Source organism: Rhodopseudomonas palustris BisB18 (assembly GCF_000013745.1).
Lineage (GTDB): Bacteria > Pseudomonadota > Alphaproteobacteria > Rhizobiales > Xanthobacteraceae > Rhodopseudomonas_A > Rhodopseudomonas_A palustris_F.
This window is the reverse complement of sequence record NC_007925.1, coordinates 4,074,253-4,094,334: the sequence shown is the minus strand read 5'-3', so window position 1 is coordinate 4,094,334 and position 20,082 is coordinate 4,074,253. Positions and strand designations below refer to the sequence as shown.

Genomic DNA, 20,082 nt, shown 5'->3' with positions numbered 1-20,082 from the left:
TTCGCGACGCTCCCCGCGACGCGTGCAAACAGCGTGCCTAATGGATCTTTTCACTCAAGCGACCGCGCTCGGCATTCAGACCGAATTCTACGACGGCCAGGGACACCGACGCGTGACCGATGCGGCGGCGCTGCAGGTCATTCTCGATGCCATGCCGGTGCAACTTCGTCGGCGCTGGCTGCAAGGGCCGGTGGTGATCCGCAACGGCGAAGAGGCGCGCACCGAACTGCCGGACGGCGCGGCGCTGCCGCTGCGTTGGGCGATCAGCAACGCCGACGACGTCATCGCCCAGGGCGAGACCGCCGAACGCACGCTGCACTGGCCGGCCGATCTGCCGATCGGCAGCTACCGCCTGCAGCTCACCGATGCGACGCAGAGCCAGGACGAGGCGCCGCTGATCGTGGCGCCTCCCACCGCTTACGCGGGCAGCTTCGAGCGGTGCTGGATCCTGGCGGTGCAGCTCTACGGCGTGCGATCGGCCCGCAATTGGGGCATGGGCGATTTCACCGATCTCGAGCGGCTGATCGATCTGGCAGCCTCGCTCGGCGCCGGCGGCGTCGGGCTCAATCCGCTGCACGCGCTGTTCGACGATCGGCCGTCGGATTGCAGCCCGTATTCGCCGAACAGCCGGCAGTTTCTCAACGCGCTGTACATCGACGTCGAGCAATTGCCGGAATTTTCGCGGGCGGATCTGCCCGACGTCTTGCAGGATTCAATCGCGCGGTTGATTGCCCAACTGGTGCAGGGCGAAACCATCGACTACGTCGCGGTCGCCCGCTTGAAATGGCGCGCGCTGCGGCTGGCCTTCAGGCGGTTTTGCGCAAAACCGGTCGGCGCCCGTGCCGCCGCCTTCGCCGCCTTCCGCGAGGAGCGCGGCGCGTTGCTGTTGCGGTTCGCCTGTTTCGAGGTGTTGCGTCACAAATTTAAAACGCCGTGGTGGGAGTGGCCGGCGGAGTGGCGGCAGCCTGACGACGAGCGATGCGAAAGTTTGCGCGCCGGCGAGGACGACCGCGAGATCGAATTTATCGAATTCGTGCAGTGGTGCGCCGACGAGCAGTTGCGCGGCTGTCGCGACAGCGCCAAACGGCTCGGCATGAGCATCGGGCTGTATCTCGACGTCGCGGTGGGCGTGCAGAGCGACGGCTTCGACGCCTGGAACGAGCAGGTGGCGATATCGCGGCAGCTCGGCGTCGGCGCGCCGCCGGACCCGCTGAACACCGCCGGGCAGGATTGGGGCCTCGCCGGCTTCAACGCCGCCGGGCTCGAAGCGCGCTGCTTTGAGCCGTATCGCGCCATGCTGCGGGCATCGATGCGCTACGCCGGCGCCATTCGTCTGGATCACGTGCTCGGGCTAAAGCGACTCTATCTGGTGCCGCACGGCTTCCGCGCCGACAACGGCGCCTATGTGCAGATGCCGTTCGAGGCGCTGCTCGCGGTCACCGCGCTGGAGAGTTGCGCCAACCGCTGCGTGGTGATCGGCGAGGACCTCGGCACCGTGCCGGACGGCTTCCGCGACCGCCTGGCGTCGTGGGGCATCTGGTCGTATCGGGTGATGATCTTCGAGCGCGAGGGCAACGGCGCGTTCCGCGGCCCCGACGCTTACCCGGCCAACGCGCTGGTGACCTTCAACACTCATGATCTCGCGACCTTCGCCGGCTGGCGTGCCTTCGCCGATCTGCAGTTCAAACGCTCGATCGGCATCGACCCCGGCGAGTCCGACGATGCGCGCTGGCACGCCTTGGGCATGCTCGGCGACATGCTGCGGCATCAGGCGATCGAGCGCGACGATTTCTACGCCGTCACCAAATTTCTGACCCGGACCAATTCGCGGCTGCTGGCGATTTCGCTGGAGGACCTGTTGAAGGTCACCGATCAGCCTAATATTCCCGGTACCGTCGACCAGCATCCGAATTGGCGCCGCCGCCTGCCGGTGGCGCTGGAAGAGATCGTGGCGGCGATCGATCAGCCGGCGTTACAGGATGCCACATCCGGGCGCGGCCAACAGCGGTGACAGCCTTTTGCCTGCACGAATCGAAGATTATGCACTGATCGGCGATTGCGAAACCGCAGCCTTGGTCGGCCGCGATGGCTCGATCGACTGGCTGTGCTGGCCGTCGTTCGATTCGGAGGCCTGCTTTGCCGCGTTGCTCGGCAGCAATCAGCACGGCCGCTGGCAGATCGCACCGGCCGACGCGATCACCGCCAGCTCGCGGCGCTACCGTGGCGACACGCTGATCCTGGAAACCCGGCTGCAGACCGCGACCGGCGTTGTCACCCTGATCGACTTCATGCCGCCGCGCGGCAGCGCGTCCGACGTCGTGCGCTTGGTACGCGGCGAGCAGGGCCGCGTGAAGCTGCGCATGGAGCTGGTGATCCGCTTCGGCTTCGGCGTCAACATTCCATGGGTGAAACGCACCGACGGCGGCGCGCTGCTGGCGATCTGCGGTCCCGACATGGCGGTGCTGCGCAGCTCGGTCGAGACCCACGGCGAGGCCATGACCACGGTGTCGGAGTTCGAGGTCGCGGCCGGCGAGACCGCATCGTTCGTGCTGGCCTATGCGGCGTCGCATTTGGCGGTGCCGGAACCGATCGACGCCGAGCAGGCGCTCGCCGACACCGAACAATTCTGGGCGGAGTGGTCGGGCCGCTGCACCTATCACGGCGGCGACCGCGACCTGGTGATGCGCTCCTTGATCACGCTGAAGGCGCTGACCTTCGCGCCGAGCGGCGGCATCGTCGCGGCCCCCACCACTTCGCTGCCGGAGAAACTCGGCGGCGCCCGCAATTGGGACTATCGCTATTGCTGGCTGCGCGACGCCACCTTCACGCTGCTGGCGCTGATCAATTCCGGCTACACCGAGGAGGCCTCGGCCTGGCACAATTGGCTGTTGCGCGCGGTGGCCGGCGCGCCGGCCGACATGCAGATCATGTACGGCATCATGGGGCAGCGCCGGCTGCTGGAATGGCAGGCCGACTGGCTGCCGGGCTATGAGGGCGCTGCGCCGGTGCGGATCGGCAACGCCGCGCACGCGCAATTGCAGCTCGACGTCTATGGCGAGCTGATCGACGCGTTCCATCAGTGGCGGGTGGCGGACATCATGCTCGATGGCGAGTCGTGGTCGCTGGAATGCGCTGTGCTGGAGCATCTTGCGAAGATCTGGAACGAGCCCGATAGCGGCATCTGGGAGCTCCGCGGCCCCGGCCGGCACTACGTCTCCTCAAAGGTGATGACCTGGGTGGCGTTCGACCGCGGCATCAAGAGCGCGGAAATGTTCGGCCTCGACGGACCGCTCGCGCAATGGCGGGCGCTACGCGACGAGATCCATCGCGACATCTGCGCCAACGGCTTCGACAAAGAGCAGAACTGCTTCGTGGTGTCCTACGGCGCCAAGATGCTGGACGCGTCGATCCTGCTGTTGCCCTCGGTCGGTTTCCTGCCGGCGTCGGATCCGCGGGTGCAGGGCACGCTCAAAGCGATCGAGCGGCATCTGATGCGCGACGGCTTCGTGCTGCGCCACGATCCGCGCGAGGTGACGGATGAAAAGCAGCCGATCGAGGGTGCGTTCCTGGCCTGCAGCCTGTGGCTGGCCGACGCCTATCTGCTGGCCGGCGAAATCGGCAAGGCGAAGGCGCTGTTCGACCGCGTCGCCGCGGTGGCCAACGATGTCGGCTTGCTCGCCGAAGAATATGATTCCGAAGCCAAGCGGCAGACCGGCAATTTCCCGCAGGCGCTGACCCACATCGCGCTGATCAACACCGCGCAGAATCTGTCGGCCGTGCAGCAGCCCGCCGACAAGCCGGTGACGCAGCGCGCGAAGTAACGCGCGCCGCGTTAACGCGGACTAAGCGTTGGCGATGTTTGTGCTGAGCCAAACCCGTCATGGCCGGGCTTGTCCCGGCCATCCACGGAAACCGTCAGGGCTTTGCTTGTGGGCGTGGATGGCCGCGACGAGCGCGGCCATGACGCGGAGAGGGAGACGCTGAACGAGACGGAGCTGGCGTGGAAGACGAGCCGTTCGTCCCGATTCCGCCTTCTCAGCTCGCGGCCTGCTGCTTCAGGATGAACTCGACCGCCGCGGCAAAACCGTCGTCCTCGTTCGAGGCGGTGACGTGGCGGGCCTGGCGTTGCACGTCAGGGGTGGCGTTGCCCATCGCGATCGGCAGCCCGCTGGTCTTGAACATCGCCAGATCGTTCTGCATGTCGCCGATGGTGGCGATGGCATCGGTGGTGATGCCGAGCCGCCGCGCCATCGCGCGGACGAAGCTGCCCTTGTCCTGGCCGGGCGGGGTGATGTCGAGATAGTAGCTCTGCGAGCGCACCGCCAAGGCTTGCGTGCCGAGCGCCTGTTGCATCGCCTGCTCGCAACGCGCCAGCAAGGCTGCGTCGGTGGTGGAGCCGACGATCTTGCAGGCCTGGTCGAGATACGGCGAAAAATCGTCGACCGCGGTCGGATCGGCCTGGATGGTGCCTTGCTCATGCGCGACGTAGTCGCCGTCCAGCCGATCGACGAACCAGTGATCGGTGGTGAACAGCCAGGCGTCGATCGCGAACTCGGCGAGCACCTTGAGGCTGATCGCGGCCGCCGTCGCCGGAATCCGATGCTGCTCCAGCACGGCGAATTGCGGATCGACGATCGAGGAGCCGTTGAACGGCCCCATCGGCAGGTCGAGGCCGAGCGGGTCGACCAACATCCGCATCCCGACCGGCGGCCGGCTGCTGGTCACGGTGAAGCCGATGCCGGCGCCGCGCAGTCGCGCGACCGCTTTCTGCGCGGCCTCGGTCAGCCGCTTGTCCTTGGTCACCAAGGTGCCGTCGACGTCGGAGATGACGAGAGCGATGCGGCTCATTCAACACAATTCCTTTTCTCTGCCGGCAGGCGTGCCAGGATGTCGGCGACGATCGCCTCGACCGGACGGTCGATCGCCACCACGATTGGCTGCTCGTCGGCATGCGGCACTTCCAGCGTGCCGAACTGGCTGTCCAACAATCCCGGCGGCATGAAGTGATGCTGCCGCGCCGCCATGCGCGCGGCGATCAACGCGCGGTCGCCGTCAAGATAGACCAGCCGCACGTCGCCGCGGCCATGGACCAAAACCTCCCGATAGGCGCGTTTCAGCGCCGAGCAGGCGATCACCGCATGATCGCCGGCGGCGGCGACGCGATCGATCTCGTCGGCAATGGCTTGCAGCCACGGCCAGCGGTCGTCATCGGTCAACGGATGGCCGGCGCTCATTTTCGCGACGTTGGCGGCGGGGTGAAAGCCATCGGCGTCGGCGAAGCGCCAGCCCAGCCGCCGCGCCAGCGCTTCGGCAATCGTGCTTTTGCCGGCGCCGGAGACGCCCATCACGATCAGCACGCGCGGCATCGCGTGCGCCTCATCAAGCATCGAACTCCTCCGGCCGCGCCGCGCGATCGATCAGCCAGACCGTTTCGCTCAGGGAATGCGCCCGCGTCGCCGGCAGGTCCTCGCCGGCCAGCACGCGCGACAGCACGGCGCGCTTTTCGGCGCCGCCGACCAGAAACAGCATCTCGCGACACGACGCAAGCGTCGGCAGCGTCAGCGTGACCCGCGGCACGAAGGGGCTGACATGCGCGGTCTCGACGCCGACCACCCAGCGCTGCTGTTCGGCCGACGCCGGCGAGTCGGGAAACAGCGAGGCGGTGTGGCCGTCGGGGCCGAGGCCCATCAGCACCAGGTCGAACAACGGCCGGGCCGGGTCGAGCTGATCGGCGCCGTAGAACGCCTGCAGGGTGCGCTGATAGGTGAGCGCGGCGTCGTCGAGCGTCGCGAGCTCGGTCGGAATGCCGTGGATATTTTCCGCCGGCGCGCGGCCGTCGAGCAGCATCCGCCGCGCCGTGCCCATGTTGCTCAACTCATCGTCCAGCGGCACGAAGCGCTCGTCGCCGATGAACCAATGCACCCGCGACCAGGGAATCCGCGTCGCGAATTCACCGGCCAGCAGTTCGAACAGCCGCTTCGGGCCGGAGCCGCCGGTCAGGCAGACCGCGATGCGCTCACGCTGTGCGTCGATTCGTGCCAATAGCCGCTGCGCCGCGGTTTTGGCGAGCTCCTCGGGATCGGCGACGACGTCGCGGCGAACAGCCATGCTCAACCCGGCTCGCGCCAATTGCGGCCGTCCCGGGTCAGCAGCGTCTCGGCGCGGTCGGGGCCGGCGCTGCCGGCGCGATAGACCTGCAGTCCCTTGCCGCCGGCCTTGGCCCAGGCGTCGAGGAACGGCTGCACCACCGCCCAGCCGGCTTCGATGGCGTCGGCGCGTTGGAACAGGATGTTGTCGCCGATCATGCAGTCATGGATCAGCGTCTCGTAGCCGGTCGACGGTGCGACTTTGAAATAATCCTTGTATTCGAAGGTCATCTGCACGCCGTCGATGGCGATGGTCGGGCCGGGGATCTTGGAGTTGAACTGCAGCGAGATGCCCTCGACCGGCTCGATGCCGATCACCAGATAGTTCTGCGACAATTCCTGCACCGGGGTGCAGCGGAACATGGCGAACGGCGCCTGCTTGAACTTGATCGCCACCTCGGTGCGCTTGGCGCCGAGCGCCTTGCCGGTGCGCAGATAGAACGGCACGCCGGCCCAGCGCCAATTGTCGATGGTCAGCTTCAGCGCGGCGTAGGTTTCCGTGGTGCTGTCGGGGTCGACGTCTTTGACGCTGCGATAGTCGATCACTTCGGTGTCGCCGACGCGGCCGGAGACGTATTGCCCGCGCACCGAATTCTTCAACGCCTCGTCTTCGCTCTGGATCTGGATCGCCGCCAGCACGTCGGCCTTGGCCGAGCGCACCGCGTGGGCGTTGAAATGCGCCGGCGGCTCCATCGCCACCAGCGACAACAGCTGGAACAGATGGTTCGGCACCATGTCGCGCAGCGCGCCGGTGGCGTCGTAGAAGCTGCCGCGATGCGCGACGCCGAGCTTTTCCTCGACGGTGATCTGCACGTGCTCGATATGGTCCCGGTTCCAGATCGGCTCGAACATGCCGTTGGCAAAGCGCAGCACCAGAATGTTCTGCACGGTCTCCTTGCCGAGATAATGATCGATCCGATAAAGCTCGTGCTCCGGCACGATCTTCAACAGTTCGGCATTCAGCGCCTTGGCGCTCGCCAGATCAGTGCCGAACGGCTTCTCGACCACCAGGCGCCGCCAGGCGCCGCCGGGATCTTCATGCAAAAGGCCGGTGCGGCCGAGTTCGCGGCTGATCGGCGCGAACGCGTCGGGCGGCGTCGCCAGATAGAACAGCCGGTTGCCGCCGGTGTTGCGGTCGGCTTCGAGTTTTTCCAGACGCTCGCGCAGTTTGTCGAACGATCCCGGGTCCTCGGGATCGGCGCTGACCGCGGTGACGCAATATAACAACCGCTCGGCGACCGCCTGGTCGACCTGCCGCGTCGCGAAGTCGTGCAAACCCTTCATCAGGCTGGCGCGCAGATCGTCGCTCGACATTTCCTTGCGGGTGATGCCGACGACGCAGAATTTTTCCGGCAACAGGTTGGCTTCGGCGAGATTGTACAGCGCCGGGATCACCAGCCGATGGGTGAGGTCGCCGGTGACGCCGAAGATCACGAAGGCGCAGCCTTCGGGCAATGTGGGATCGGTTTGTGTGGTCACGAGCGCTCCGCCTCCGGTTTCAGGATCTTGGGGCCCGACTGCCGCACCGGGTCGGGGTGCTGCTGCGGCTCCTTATGACCACCGAAGCCGGCGCGCATTGCGGAGAGAATCTTCTCGGAGAAAGTGTGTTGCTGGCGCGAACGGAAACGCGCGAACAAGGCCGCGGTCAGTACCTCGGCGGGCACCGCTTCGTCGATCGCCGCATTGATGGTCCAGCGGCCTTCGCCGGAATCTTCGACGAAGCCGGAGTAGTTATCCAGCGTATGATTGTCGGCGAGTGCCGAGGCGGTGAGGTCGAGCAGCCAGGACGGGATCACGCTGCCGCGCCGCCAGACTTCGGCGATGTCGGCGATGTCGAGATCGAAGCGATGTTCGCTCGGCAGCGCGGCGCCATTGGCGTTTTTCAGAATGTCGAAGCCCTCGGCATAGGCCTGCATCAGTCCGTATTCGATGCCGTTGTGGATCATCTTGACGAAATGCCCGGCGCCCACGGGACCAGTATGCATGTAGCCCTGCTCGACGCGGGCGTCGCGGCCGTCGCGCCCCGGCGTGCGCGGGATGTCGCCGATGCCCGGCGCCAGCGTCGCGAAGATCGGATCGAGCCGATCGACGACCTTCTTGTCGCCGCCGATCATCATGCAGTAGCCGCGGTCGATGCCCCAGACGCCGCCGCTGGTGCCGACGTCGACATAATGGATCTGGCGTTCGCGCAGCGCCTTGGCGCGGCGGATGTCGTCCTGCCAAAAGGTGTTGCCGCCGTCGATCACCACGTCGTCGGGATCGAGCAACTTGTGCAGCGTCTCGATGGTGGTTTCGGTGATCGGGCCGGCCGGCAGCATCACCCAGACGGCGCGCGGCTTCTGCAGTTTGGCGACCAGTTCTTGCAGCGAGGCCGCGCCGATGGCGCCTTCGCCGACCAGCGCCGCGACGGCGCTGGGGTCCTTGTCGTACACCACGGCATGATGCCCGTTGTTCATGAGGCGGCGGACGATATTTCCGCCCATCCGCCCCAGGCCGATCATGCCAAGCTGCATAGAGTCCTCGTTGGTTGGTTGATATTTTCTAGTTGATCGCTTTGCTAATCGCGTCGTCGAGCATCTTCAGACCGGAGGCGAGATCGCCCTTCAGATGCACGCGCAAGGCGCGCCGCCGGCGTTCGGTCAGCACGTTGAAGTCGCCCCGCGCCTGCGCCGCCTTGATCACGCCGAAGCTGGCCTTTTGACCCGGCACCGCGAGGTCGTGCGCATCGTCGGCGGTGATCTGCAGGAACACGCCGCTATCCGGCCCGCCCTTGTAGGCTTGGCCGGTGGAGTGCAGGAAGCGCGGGCCGAATTCGGCGCAGGTCGCGACGTGGCGGCGATCGCGCACCGCGAGCCGGATGTGCTGCAGCGTGTCGATATGATCGGGATTGCGGGCGATATAGGCCAGCAGCGCCACGTAGTCGCCGGCGCCGGCGCGGGCGAAATGCGCCTTCAGCCAGGATGCCAGATCGCCGTCGGCGCCCGCCTTGCGCAGCGTCGCCTCGTTCTTGTCGTCGGTGTAGAGGTCGGCCTCCGCGGTGGAGATCGCCGGCTTTTCCGCCGGCAGCGAACCGGCCTTCTCGAAGGCTTCGATCAATTCGCGGGTCTTGATCTTGGCGGCCTCGACGTCGGGCTGGTTGAACGGATTGATGCCGAGCACCGCACCCGCCACCGCGGTGGCGATTTCGAAGCGGAAGAATTCCTGGGCGATCTGATCGGCGGAGGTCAGCACGATGCGCGCCACCGGATGGCCGGCCTGTTCGAGCGCTTGGAGCTTGGCGTCATGCGCGGCGTCGGTTTCGGCCTCGGTGCGCAGATCGATGAAGAAGCGATCATTGCCGTAGGCGGAGACATCGCCCAGCGTTTCGCCGTCGATCGGGATCAGGCCCTTGCCGTCCTTGCCGGTGGATTCGGCGATCAGTTGCTCGGCCCAGGCGCCGAAATCGGCGACTGCTTTCGACGACAGAATAGTGACCTTGTCGCGGCCGGCTTGCCCGGCCAGGCCGAGCGCGAGGCCGAGTTGCACGCCGGGATTCTGCTGCGGCGGCACGTCGGCGCCGCAGGAGCGCACCATCGCCAACGCGGAGTCGAGAAACTTCGCCACATCGATGCCGGCGGCAGCAGCCGGCACCAGGCCGAACGGCGACAGCACCGAATAGCGCCCGCCGATCGTTGGATCGCCGTGGAAGATCCGGGCGAAGCCCTGCTCTTTGGCGAGCTTTTCCAGCGACGAGCCGGGATCGGTGACGGCGACGAAGTGCGCGGCCGCCTTGTCGGCGCCGAGCATCGCGCTGACCTGCGCGAAGAAGTACGCCTTCATCACGTTGGGTTCGGTGGTGCCGCCGGATTTGCTGGAGACGATGAACAGCGTGGAGGTCAGGTTCACCGCGTCGCGGGTGGCGCGGACCTGCGCGGGGTCGGTGGAATCCAGCACGTGCAGTTTCGGAAAGCCTGGCGTCTGACCGAAGGTTTCCGCCAGCACTTCGGGGCCGAGGCTGGAGCCGCCCATGCCGAGCACCACCGCGTCGGTGAAGCCCTCGCGCTTCACCCAAGCGGCGAAGTCCTGATAGTCGGCGAGCTTGGTTTTTTCCGCCGCGGCGCTATGGAGCCAGCCGAGCCATTTGGCTTCGTCGGTGTTGCTCCACACCGAAGCGTCGCCCTCCCACAGCCTGCGGATCTTGCCGGCGGCGCGCCATTCTTCGCTGCTGTCGGCGACCGACTTGGCGAGCGTGGTGCCGAGCGCCAGCGTCTGCTGATCGATGCGCTGCGCCAGCACGGTCTCGCGCTTATGCGCAACCGCGCCGAGCAGTTTGTCGGCGGCATCGGCGAACAGCTGCACGCCCTCCTTGACCAATTGCTTGGCGATGTCGTCCAGCGAGATGCCGGCGGCGTCCAGATCGGCGAGCACCTGCTTGGCGTCGTCGATGTTCTCCTCCAGGCTGTCGCGCGGCACGCCGTGATCGCGGAACGCATCCAGCGTCGCCGGCGGCACGGTGTTGACGGTGTTCGGCCCGATCAGTTCTTCGACGTAAACCACGTCGCGATAGGCCTTGTTCTTGGTGCCGGTGGAGGCCCACAGCAGCCGCTGCGGCTTGGCGCCGGCTGCCTTCAGTTTGCCCCAACGTTCGCCGGCGAACAGCCGCTTGTAATGCTGGTAGGCGAGCTTGGCGTTGGCGATCGCGACCTTGCCCTGCAAGGCGGCGAGCCGCGCCTTCTCGGTCGGGTCGTTGGCCTTGGCGATCTTGTCGTCGAGCTGCTTGTCGACCGCGCTGTCGATCCGGCTGACGAAGAAGCTGGCGACGCTGCCGATATGCGACGGGTCGCCGCCGCCGGCGACATAGGCTTCGAGGCCTTCGAGATAGGCTTCGGCGACGTCGATATACACCTGCTGCGCGAACAATAGCGTGACGTTGATGCTGATGCCCTTGGAGATCAAATGCTTGATCGCCGGTATTCCTTCCGGCGTGGCCGGCACCTTGACCATCAGATTGCTGCGGCCGACCTGCTTCCACAGCCGTTCGGCCTCGGCGATGGTGGCCTTGGTGTCGAGCGCGAGATAGGGCGAGACTTCGAGGCTGACATAGCCGTCATTGCCGTCGTACTTGTCATACACCGGACGCAGCACATCGGCGGCGTGCTGGATGTCTTCGACCGCGAGCGCTTCGTAAAGGTCGATCACCGGGCGGTCGCCGCCGTTCAGGGCGCTGCCGATCGCGCCGTCATATTCGTCCGAACTGCCGATCGCCTTTTCGAAAATCGACGGATTCGAGGTGACGCCTTTCACCCCGTCGACGTCGATCAGCTTCTTGAGGTCGCCTTTGGCGATAAAGCCGCGGGCGAGGAAATCCAGCCAGACAGCTTGGCCGTGTTGTTCGAGCGCTTTGACGGGGTTCATGATGCCTTGATTCTGTTGGTTTTTTGCGGGGGGCCGCTTCGGGTTCCTTTTCTGGCGCGATACCGAGCTTTGTCAATCGAACGTTCGGCAGCCAACCGTAATGCCGCCCCCACTTTACGTCCAAAGCGGCCATCGGTTCCAGCGGGGCAGCTATCCGTATCGCGTGATCTTGATCACTTGAATGACACCGCCGACTAACCGGCCGCTGCCAGATCGTCTTTGGTCAGGTCCCACAACAGGCGATAGATCCCGCTCGCGATCAGTTCGCACGAGGTCGATCGAACGGCATCATCGAACCGGCCGTTGATCGCGGCCTCGACGGCCTGCACCGTGCTGCCGTCGACCAGCACGAACCAGTCCGCGGCGCCGCTCGCAGACGAATCGGTGGTGAGCGGCTTCGACAGCGCTGGATCGTTCTCGATCAGGTGCATCGACAGAATGCCGTCCTGCTGCTCGGGCACGAACCGCGCGACAACGGCGTCGCGCAGCGCGGTCTCCGCACCGGCCTTGGGACGAATCCGGAGCAGCCCGAGCACCGCGCCGCGGCCCTGGCCGCGGCTCGCGGTGATGCGTGCCACGCCGCGGATCATGTTGCGAAACCGCGCGATGTTCTGCCGCGACCACGCGGTCTGGTTGGCCAACGCGTGCCGGTAGGCCGCGCTGCTCAGCACCTCGAAGCTGCGGGTCGAATACAGCGAAAGATACTTTGGGCTCGCGGCGTGCGCGACATAGCGCCGGGCTTCGAGGAAGCCTTCGATCGCCACCCGCTCGATCAGATGTTCGCGGTCATACCAGGTGTTGAAATCGGCCTCGTCGGAGGAATCGACGTCCATCGAGGTGAGCAGCATGCCTTGGCCGGCGAGGGGCATTCAACTTTCCGATTTGCTGGTTCTAATTTGAAGGTCGGCGATCGCCTGGCTCACCGCGTCGCGAACGCCCGGATCGTACAGCGAGTGGCCGGCGCCTTCGACGACACGGACTTCGGCCTCGGGCCAGCGGGCCGCCAGCGCGTCGGACGACGATGGCGGGCACAACAGGTCGTAGCGGCCCTGCACGATGATGCCGGGGATGCCGGCCAGCCGCGCGGCACCGTCGAGCAACTGGTTCGGCCGCAGGAAACAGTCGTTGCTGAAATAATGCGCTTCCATGAACGGCGTGCTCGGCAGCGGTCGCGCGCCGCTCAGCGACCCCAGATCGAGCCGGCTGCGGCCCGGCACGTGCTCGGACAGGATCCGTTCGGTGTCGTGCCAGGCGCGGGCGGCCGGCCCATGAATTGCCGGATCGGGATCGAGGATGCGGCGCCAATAGGCGGCAAGCGGCAGCTTTCGTTCCTCCGTGCTCAGCAGGCTGAGGAAGTCCTCGTTGAGGCCGGGATAGAACCGCGGCAACGCGCCGAGGAACGCCGCGTCGAGTTCGTCGCGGCTGCCGAGGAAGGTGGCGCGCAGCACCAATCCGTTGACCCGCTGCGGATAGGCCTGCGCATAGGCCAGCGCCAGCGTGGCGCCCCACGAACCGCCGACCACCATCCAACGTTCGAAGCCGAACCGCTCGCGGATCAGCTCGATGTCGGCGATCAAAAGGGCGAGGGTGTTGGCATCGCGGCTGGCCTTCGGCCGGCTGCGGCCGGCGCCGCGCTGATCGAACAGCACCGCGTGAAACCGCTCGGCAGAGAACAGCCGGCGGTGATCCGGCTGGCAGCCGCCGCCGGGACCACCATGCAGATAGACCGCGGGGGTGCCGTCGGCGCGGCCGACGGATTCGACGTAGATCTCGTGACCTTGGCCCGCGGGCCACCATTGCGCCGACAGCGGCGCGGGGCGTTCGGTGGCTTTGCCGGGTTGAGCCGCAGCTTCCGCTTCCATCCGGCTTGGTTACCGCGAAAGCAGCAACTTTGCGAGCCGCGTTTCCATGGGGGGCGATTGAGCCTGCGGAGGGTTGCGGAACGCGTGCGGACTTCTCACCTTGGAAGACAGCCCAACTGGAACCCGCTCATGCCACGCTATTATTTCAACACCCGCATCGGAAACGAGTTGATCCTCGACCCGGAAGGCGAAACGCTGCGCAACCCGGACCAAGCCTGGGAAGTCGCGCGCACCACGATCCGCCAGATCCTCAAAGCCGAAGGCAGTCAGCCCAGCCTGTTGCAGGCGAGCCTTGAAGTGACCGACGAGGACGGCGAGATCGTGCTGGAGTTTCCGTTCAGCGAGGCAATTCTCGATATCCATCAGGCGTCCCCGACAACCCATTGACACCATGCGATATTCGCTGGCCGACGACGGGGCCGGCAAAATCCGGTTGGGCAATGGCTAAGCGGCTGCCATAGTTGCGGACACCAGCGGAGAGCGTTGATGCAGGCTATCTGGCGACTGTCGGCGGCCGATCTCGCCGGGCTGATCCGCGAGCGCAAGATTTCGGCGAAGCAGGCCGCTGAGGCCGCGCTTTCGCGGCTCGAGGCGGTCAACCCGGCGCTCAACGCCGTGGTCGATCACCGCCCCGACGAGGTGTTGGCAGAGGCTTCGGCGATCGACGCCGCCTTGGCCCGCGGCGATGATCCCGGGCCGCTCGCCGGCGTGCCAGTCACCGTCAAGGTCAACGTCGACCAGCAAGGCTTCGCCACCACCAACGGGGTGACCTTGCAGCGCGAGTTGATCGCCAAAGTCGACAGTCCGGTGGTGGCCAATCTGCGCAAGGCGGGCGCGGTGATTCTCGGCCGCACCAATACGCCGGCGTTTTCCTATCGCTGGTTCACCAGCAATCTCATCCACGGCGCCACCAAGAACCCGCGCGATCCGGGGCTGACGCCGGGCGGCTCGTCGGGCGGCGCGGCCGCCGCGGTCGCCGCCGGCATCGGCCACATCGCCCACGGCACCGACATCGCCGGCTCGATCCGCTATCCGGCCTATGCCTGCGGCGTGCACGGTTTGCGCCCGACCCTCGGCCGGATACCGGCCTGGAACGCGTCCTCGCCGGAGCGCTCGATCGGGCCGCAGATCACCGCGGTGTCCGGGCCGTTGGCGCGCAGCATCGGCGATATTCGGATCGCGTTCGCCGCGATGACGCAGCCCGATCCGCGCGATCCGTGGCATGTGCCGGCGCCGCTCGAGGGGCCCGCGGTGGCAAAGCGCGTTCTGCTCTGCCTGCGCCCCGATGGGCTCAAGATCGCGCCCGAAATCGAGGCCGCGTTGCGCGATGCCGGCGAGCGGCTGCAGCGCGCCGGCTGGCAGGTCGAAGAGCGCGACGCCATTCCGCCGCTGCGTGAGGCCGCCGAATTGCAGACCCGGCTGTGGCTCGCCGACGGCTATGAGGCGATGCTGGCTTTGGCGGAGCGCGAGGGCGACCCCGGCGCCTTGGCCTGCCTGCGCGGCAATCGCGAGCAAGCCCAGGGCATCGACCTTGCCGCGTTCTCCGGTCTGCTGACCCGGCGCGCCACGCTGACCCGGCAATGGCAGATGTTTTTCGCCGACTGGGCCGTGGTGCTGATGCCGGTGTCCGGCGAATTGCCGTTTGCCGACCAGCTCGACCTGCGCGACGACGCCTCGTTCAAGCGGGTGTGGCGGGCGCAGATGCCGCAGATTGCGATCCCCTTCGTCGGCCTGCCGGCGCTGACGGTGTCGACCGGGCTGGTCGGCCGCATCCCGGTCGGCGTGCAATTGGTCGCCGGGCGCTACCGCGAGGATCTCTGCCTTGCCGCCGGCGAGGCGATCGAGGCCGGCGGGGTGCCGGCGTCGCCGATCGATCCTGTTGCCTGAATCATCACGAAGCCGGATAAGCTCGCCATGACCTCCGTCTATGATTTTTCCGCCAAGACGCTCGCCGGACAACAGCTGCCGCTGCAGCAGTTCGAGGGCAAGGTGCTGTTGATCGTCAACACCGCCAGCGCCTGCGGATTCACCCCGCAATACAAGGGGCTGGAGGAACTGCAGCAAGCCTATGGCGGGCGCGGCTTTGCCGTGCTGGGGTTTCCGTGTAATCAGTTCGGCCATCAGGAGCCCGGCGACGCGGCTGCGATCGGGCAATTCTGCCAGAAGAATTACGGCGTCAGCTTTCCGATGTTCGACAAGGTCGAGGTCAATGGCAGCGACGCCCATCCGTTGTTTCGGTATCTGAAAGCCGAAAAATCCGGCCTGCTGGGTGCGGCGATCAAATGGAATTTCACCAAATTCCTGGTCGACCGCACCGGCCGCGTGGTGGCGCGGCACGCGCCCACCACGACGCCGCAATCGCTCACCAAGGAAATCGAGGCGCTGCTGTGACCAAAGACCCGACGACGACCGAACTGCCCGACCGGCTCTCCAACGATCCGAAGAGCCCGTTCTATAACGAAGAGATTCTCGCGCTCGATGTCGGCATCCGGTTCAAGGGCGCCGAGAAGACCAACGTCGCGGAGTATTGCGTCAGCGAGGGCTGGATCCGGGTCACCGCCGGCACCGCCAAGGACCGCTTCGGCAATCCGTTGACCATCAAGGTCAGCGGTCCGGTCGAGCCGTATCTGCGCAGCAAGGGCGAGTAGGCGACGCTTGACTTAACAATCGCTCGCCCTCTCGGCTCGTCTAGCAATCCAGGGCCGCACGCGCAGCCCCGGGATTGCTTCGCTGTGCCGCCGGCGCTGCGCGCCGTCCTCGGCTCGAAATGGCGAATTAACCTTTGCTGACCGCGGACGCGGAACGTCCCGGCGTCGAGCGCGCTGCGAAGCCCGCATCTTGTGGCGAGCAGCCGCAGGCATTGCGCGATCTAGCGGTGAACGCAAAGAACATCGCGGTTCGACTGATTCGGGCGCGTTTCGTTCCGCGGCCGTTCCAAAGCTTAATGCGGCCAGCCGCCGGCGTCGCATTCCGGGACAGCGCGATGAGGCCGTTCTGCCCCGATCAATCGCCGACTGACGTCCGAGACGATCGTGCTCACAGGCGAGCGCTGCGGCGCGTTAACCCGCGATTAGTTGTTGCGCCGCGCGCCGTGGCGCTCGCCCGATCCGCCGTTCTAGATGTTGTGCCACGCCGCGGCGGATCTTTGGCGATCTAGCCGTGAACGCAAAGAACAATGCAATCCGGCTGATTCGGCCGCGTTTCGTTCCGCGGCCGTTCCAAAGCTTAACGATCCGCGTGAGCGCGTCGCATTCCGGGACGTCGCAGCACCTGGGCGTCGTCAGCGGCGCGGCAGCCGCCAACCGACCACGGTGGCTTCGACCACGCTGTCGGATTGCGCGTTGCGCCATTCGCCATCGATCATCCGGCAGGCAAACGGCAGCTGATAGGTGCCGCTGTGGTCTTCGCACAGCACCTCGACCAGTTGCTCGGGCCCGGGATCGCCATCGCCGTTGAACTCGCCCAGCCGTCTCTCGCGCGTTGCCATGTTGGCTATTCCTTGCGAACGATCGTTGCCGACGTGCTTGCATCCCCGCCGCAGCGGCTATCAGACAGAGGTTAGTTCAGCGCCGGAATGAGGTTTTTGAATGTTGCCGGCAGCCGCCTGCGCCAGCCGCTTGCGGAAGCCGCGGTCGCGTTTCAGATGCCACTCGCGGCTCATCGCCTCGCTGCGCGAAGCGTAGCGCTCGGCATGCAGCAGAACCCAGCTGCGGCCGCGGGTCGACCGCGCGCCGCTGCCGGCATTGTGTTGGGCGAGGCGGCGGTCGAGATCGAGCGTCCATCCGACATAGGTCAGGTAACGGTCGCCGCAGGCGCAGCCGAGCACATAGACGAAGCAGTCTTCCATCCGCACGAGTCTTTCACGGAATGGCGGGGGCGGCAATCGGCGGCGGCGATTGACGTTGACAGCGGCGGGCGGGGCCGCTTGGTTAAAGGGCAACAGCGCGCGCGAGGCTTTCGATGATCGGTCGGATCTGGGTGATGACGGGACTGCTGGGGCTGACACTCGGCGCCGATCTCGCGCGCGCGCAGGACGTGCCGGGCATCGAGATCTGCACGGTTGAAAAAACCATGGAGCGGCGCACCAGCTGCCTGCAAAGCAATGTCGATTTCCTGATCAAGACGATCAGCAAGCTCGGCCGCGATCAGCAGCAGAAACTGGATGCCGCGAACCGGCAGATCGAGGCGTTGAAGGCCAGCCTCGTCGGCCTGCAGAGCACGGTCGACGAATTGAAGGCGGCGCAGAAGAAGACCGACTCCGCGCCCACTCCGGCGCCGGCGAAGGACCAGCCGAGCAAGACGCCCGCCAACGCGGAGCCAACCAAGGACGGCGCCAAATAGCGCCGCCGCCTCGCGTCGCAACGAGCCGCAGCGGCGGAGTGCCGCCGCGGAGGCCGATCGATCAGGCCGAGGCGACCCGGCGCGGCGCGTAGCGCGGCGCTTGATCGGATCCGACCGCGCGCAACGGCGCGGTCGCCGTCGCTACGTCGGCGGGCTCGATGAAAAGGCAATAGTCCGGCAGTTCGACCACGGCGCTGCATGCCATCGCCATTTGGACGGTGTGGTCACAGCTGGAACAGCTCCAGGAGTACAGCTCGTAGACGCCGTCAATGTGCTCGACGTCCATCGTTGTGGTGGCGTGGCCGCATCGGGTGCAATTTGCCATCGTGCTCGTCCTTTTTGGTCGTGGAACCGTCCGACTGAGAACGATTGCCTCAAAACGAGCCCTCTTGGAGTTGGTTTGGCTCCCTGGATTTCTATGACACTCGTTGGACAGCAGATAGGTGCGCTGCACCATTTCGCAATGCGCTAGATCAATCTCGGAGCCAGTTATAGGTAATATTGGGTGGAGAAGGTCGTGATCGCCGACGAGCGGACAAGCTCGGCTTTGCCGGTGGGATGGACGCCAAGGCTCACCCATCGCCGCCCGGAGCAGTCCAACTTACTGATAATCAACAAAAATATGTCCAGTCCGGCGTATCGGGTTCGTCAACGCCGCGGCATCAGCCAGCAAGGCCGCCCGGCAATTGCGCGGTGAAGACCGACGAGTTCATGCGAACCTGCAGTGCAGCAATGCTGCGGTGCGGACGGGGCGAATCAGGGTGTGCGGGAAGCGGCGGGGCTGGCTGGGGAACTAGGACCCTAAGAGAATCGCATTTTTTGCGCTGGATATACTGTAAAATAAGGCATATGTCTTCCCTGCGTTGGGGGCAAACCGTTGGGGGCGGCGTTGGGGGCAAGCATCTTGAAATCTGCGCAAAGGTCGGAAAGAGGTGGTGGAGACCGCCGTTACCTGACCCAGCCCAGGGGGGGCGGAACGACGTGGTACGTCGTTGCTGAGGTTCCAAGGACACTCCAGGGCGTTCTGGGCAAAAAGCGGCTCCTGAAGTCGCTCGAAACGGACGACCTACGGGTGGCCCGCGTGGCCCGTTGGAACGCCTTGGCCACTCTGAAGACCCAGATCGCCGAATGCCGAGCCTCTACCTCGAAGGACGGCGACCCGCTGCTTCTTGAAGCGATGGCCTTCAGGGAGGAATTTGTGCGGGCCGATGCCGCCCGTCGAAACGAACTAAAGCACGAAATCGCGGACCGCGCCGAGGAGATAGACCTTGCCGCCGGGGCGCCCCGCGAGGACTACGACCCTTTCGATGAAGGAACCCCCGCTTCCCGGCAGGCGACTGACTTTGCGCGGCTGGCCACCGGCAAGGCAACTCCGGCCGATATTTATGTTGATCGTTGGCTATCGTCATCGACGTATGGCGAGCGTACTAAAGCAGATGCTCGCATGGCCATCGGGCAGTTCAGGTCTTGGTGCGAGAAGTCAGATCAGGGCTTCTTCATTGAGAGCATAACCGACCGCGTCGCATCAAACTTCCGAGACGATTTCTTCGTCAAGGCCGGGGCGCATCCCAAGACCGCAAACAAAAAGCTATCTGCGCTCCGGCAATACTGGGAATGGCTAGATCGAAGCTTCGGCGTGCAGCCGAATCCATGGATGCGAAAGTCTCTGCCCAAGACAAGAGCGCATAGGGTCGCGCCAGACGGCCCCCTCGGCCCCGAAAGGCCCTTCACTGACGATGAAATCCGCAAGCTTCTCGTCGGGCCTGCCGACAAGGACCTGTCGAACGTAATGCTGATCGGGGCACTGTCTGGAATGCGTCTGGAGGAGATCGGACAGCTTCGCGTTGGTGACTGTAAAGATGGCCTATTCTCGATCACACGCAGTAAGACCGCTGCCGGTGTTCGCACTATTCCCATTCATTCAGCGCTGGACCCTTTAGTAGAGCAGCTTACAGGAACGCGCGACGTAAAGTCCTACTTATTCCCCGATTTTCCCAACACCGGTTGGGATGACAATCGCACGATGGCGATCTCAAAGCGGTTCGCCTACTACCGTAAGAAGGTGGGCGTTGACGACAAGAGACCGGGAGCACGTCGGTCAAAAGTAAACTTTCACAGTTTCCGGCGCTGGTTTGCCACCAAGGCTGAGGAGGCTGGCCACAGGGAAAACATTGTGGCCGACATCATGGGCCATGAAGGCAACGTTGGAATTACATTTGGTCTCTATTCAAACGCTCAACTCAAGCAGCTGAAAAAGGACTGCGTCGAGTCTGTTGAATTGCCAAAATGAAGTTTCGAGGTGCGTATCGGGTGAAGCAGCTATCGCAACCGACCCACCG

Annotated in this window: 19 protein-coding genes; 8 read left to right on the top strand and 11 right to left on the bottom strand. The window is 65.3% G+C overall.

Annotation, left to right across the window (positions count from 1 at the left end):
* Positions 1-40: 40 nt before the first annotated feature.
* A complete protein-coding gene (gene malQ, locus RPC_RS18440) occupies positions 41-2,011 on the top strand; it encodes a 4-alpha-glucanotransferase (protein WP_011474094.1) in 1,971 nt (656 codons plus the stop codon).
* A gap of 7 nt (positions 2,012-2,018) precedes the next feature.
* On the top strand, positions 2,019-3,821 hold the full coding sequence (locus RPC_RS18435) for a glycoside hydrolase family 15 protein (protein WP_011474093.1): 1,803 nt from the start codon (positions 2,019-2,021) through the stop codon (positions 3,819-3,821).
* Between the two features lie 214 nt (positions 3,822-4,035).
* On the opposite strand, the gene RPC_RS18430 is transcribed toward RPC_RS18435, so the two are convergent.
* From RPC_RS18430 to pip, 8 genes are all read right to left on the bottom strand, one after another.
* Entirely contained in the window at positions 4,036-4,848 is an 813-nt protein-coding gene (locus RPC_RS18430; protein ID WP_011474092.1) for a Cof-type HAD-IIB family hydrolase, read from the bottom strand.
* Positions 4,845-5,387, bottom strand: coding sequence for a gluconokinase (locus tag RPC_RS18425; protein ID WP_011474091.1), 543 nt, complete (start codon positions 5,385-5,387; stop codon positions 4,845-4,847). Before RPC_RS18425 ends, RPC_RS18430 begins: the two co-directional genes overlap by 4 nt.
* Entirely contained in the window at positions 5,380-6,108 is a 729-nt protein-coding gene (gene pgl / locus RPC_RS18420) for a 6-phosphogluconolactonase (protein ID WP_011474090.1), read from the bottom strand. The genes RPC_RS18425 and pgl overlap by 8 nt, the downstream gene beginning before the upstream one ends.
* A 2-nt stretch (positions 6,109-6,110) precedes the next feature.
* Entirely contained in the window at positions 6,111-7,625 is a 1,515-nt protein-coding gene (gene zwf / locus RPC_RS18415; RefSeq protein ID WP_011474089.1) for a glucose-6-phosphate dehydrogenase, read from the bottom strand.
* A complete protein-coding gene (gnd, locus tag RPC_RS18410; protein ID WP_011474088.1) occupies positions 7,622-8,659 on the bottom strand; it encodes a phosphogluconate dehydrogenase (NAD(+)-dependent, decarboxylating) in 1,038 nt (345 codons plus the stop codon). Before gnd ends, zwf begins: the two co-directional genes overlap by 4 nt.
* Positions 8,660-8,687: 28 nt before the next feature.
* The gene (locus RPC_RS18405; RefSeq protein WP_011474087.1) at positions 8,688-11,540 is read right to left on the bottom strand and encodes a bifunctional transaldolase/phosoglucose isomerase; all 2,853 of its coding nucleotides are present in this window, start codon (positions 11,538-11,540) and stop codon (positions 8,688-8,690) included.
* 194 nt (positions 11,541-11,734) lie between these two features.
* Positions 11,735-12,409 carry a DUF4286 family protein gene (locus RPC_RS18400; protein ID WP_011474086.1) on the bottom strand — a complete coding sequence of 225 codons (675 nt, stop codon included), beginning with the start codon at positions 12,407-12,409 and terminating at the stop codon, positions 11,735-11,737.
* The gene (gene pip / locus RPC_RS18395; RefSeq protein WP_011474085.1) at positions 12,410-13,402 is read right to left on the bottom strand and encodes a prolyl aminopeptidase; all 993 of its coding nucleotides are present in this window, start codon (positions 13,400-13,402) and stop codon (positions 12,410-12,412) included. It lies immediately after the preceding gene.
* Between the two features lie 129 nt (positions 13,403-13,531).
* On the opposite strand from pip, the gene RPC_RS18390 reads away from it, so the two are divergent.
* The 4 genes from RPC_RS18390 to RPC_RS18375 all read left to right on the top strand — a co-directional run bounded on the left by RPC_RS18390 (position 13,532) and on the right by RPC_RS18375 (position 16,050).
* On the top strand, positions 13,532-13,789 hold the full coding sequence (locus RPC_RS18390; RefSeq protein WP_011474084.1) for a DUF6894 family protein: 258 nt from the start codon (positions 13,532-13,534) through the stop codon (positions 13,787-13,789).
* Between the two features lie 99 nt (positions 13,790-13,888).
* Positions 13,889-15,289, top strand: coding sequence for an amidase family protein (locus tag RPC_RS18385; RefSeq protein ID WP_011474083.1), 1,401 nt, complete (start codon positions 13,889-13,891; stop codon positions 15,287-15,289).
* Positions 15,290-15,316: 27 nt separating this feature from the next.
* Positions 15,317-15,793 (top strand): glutathione peroxidase, encoded by a 477-nt coding sequence (locus tag RPC_RS18380; protein ID WP_011474082.1) that lies wholly within the window; start codon positions 15,317-15,319, stop codon positions 15,791-15,793.
* Positions 15,790-16,050: a DUF3297 family protein gene (locus RPC_RS18375; RefSeq protein ID WP_011474081.1), complete on the top strand. Its 261-nt coding sequence runs from the start codon at positions 15,790-15,792 to the stop codon at positions 16,048-16,050. Before RPC_RS18380 ends, RPC_RS18375 begins: the two co-directional genes overlap by 4 nt.
* A 632-nt stretch (positions 16,051-16,682) precedes the next feature.
* On the opposite strand, the gene RPC_RS18370 is transcribed toward RPC_RS18375, so the two are convergent.
* Complete coding sequence (locus RPC_RS18370) at positions 16,683-16,889, bottom strand: hypothetical protein (protein WP_011474079.1); 207 nt, start codon at positions 16,887-16,889, stop codon at positions 16,683-16,685.
* A gap of 60 nt (positions 16,890-16,949) precedes the next feature.
* Positions 16,950-17,249, bottom strand: a complete 300-nt coding sequence (locus tag RPC_RS18365; RefSeq protein WP_041802058.1) for a GIY-YIG nuclease family protein — start codon at positions 17,247-17,249, stop codon at positions 16,950-16,952.
* A gap of 113 nt (positions 17,250-17,362) precedes the next feature.
* Here RPC_RS18365 and RPC_RS18360 point away from each other — a divergent pair, with 113 nt between their 5' ends.
* A complete protein-coding gene (locus tag RPC_RS18360; RefSeq protein ID WP_011474077.1) occupies positions 17,363-17,743 on the top strand; it encodes a hypothetical protein in 381 nt (126 codons plus the stop codon).
* 61 nt (positions 17,744-17,804) lie between these two features.
* Here RPC_RS18360 and RPC_RS25160 read toward each other — a convergent pair whose 3' ends face one another.
* Positions 17,805-18,068 (bottom strand): hypothetical protein, encoded by a 264-nt coding sequence (locus tag RPC_RS25160; protein WP_011474076.1) that lies wholly within the window; start codon positions 18,066-18,068, stop codon positions 17,805-17,807.
* A gap of 552 nt (positions 18,069-18,620) precedes the next feature.
* On the opposite strand from RPC_RS25160, the gene RPC_RS18350 reads away from it, so the two are divergent.
* Entirely contained in the window at positions 18,621-20,033 is a 1,413-nt protein-coding gene (locus RPC_RS18350) for a tyrosine-type recombinase/integrase (protein WP_011474075.1), read from the top strand.
* The last annotated feature ends 49 nt before the right edge of the window (positions 20,034-20,082 follow it).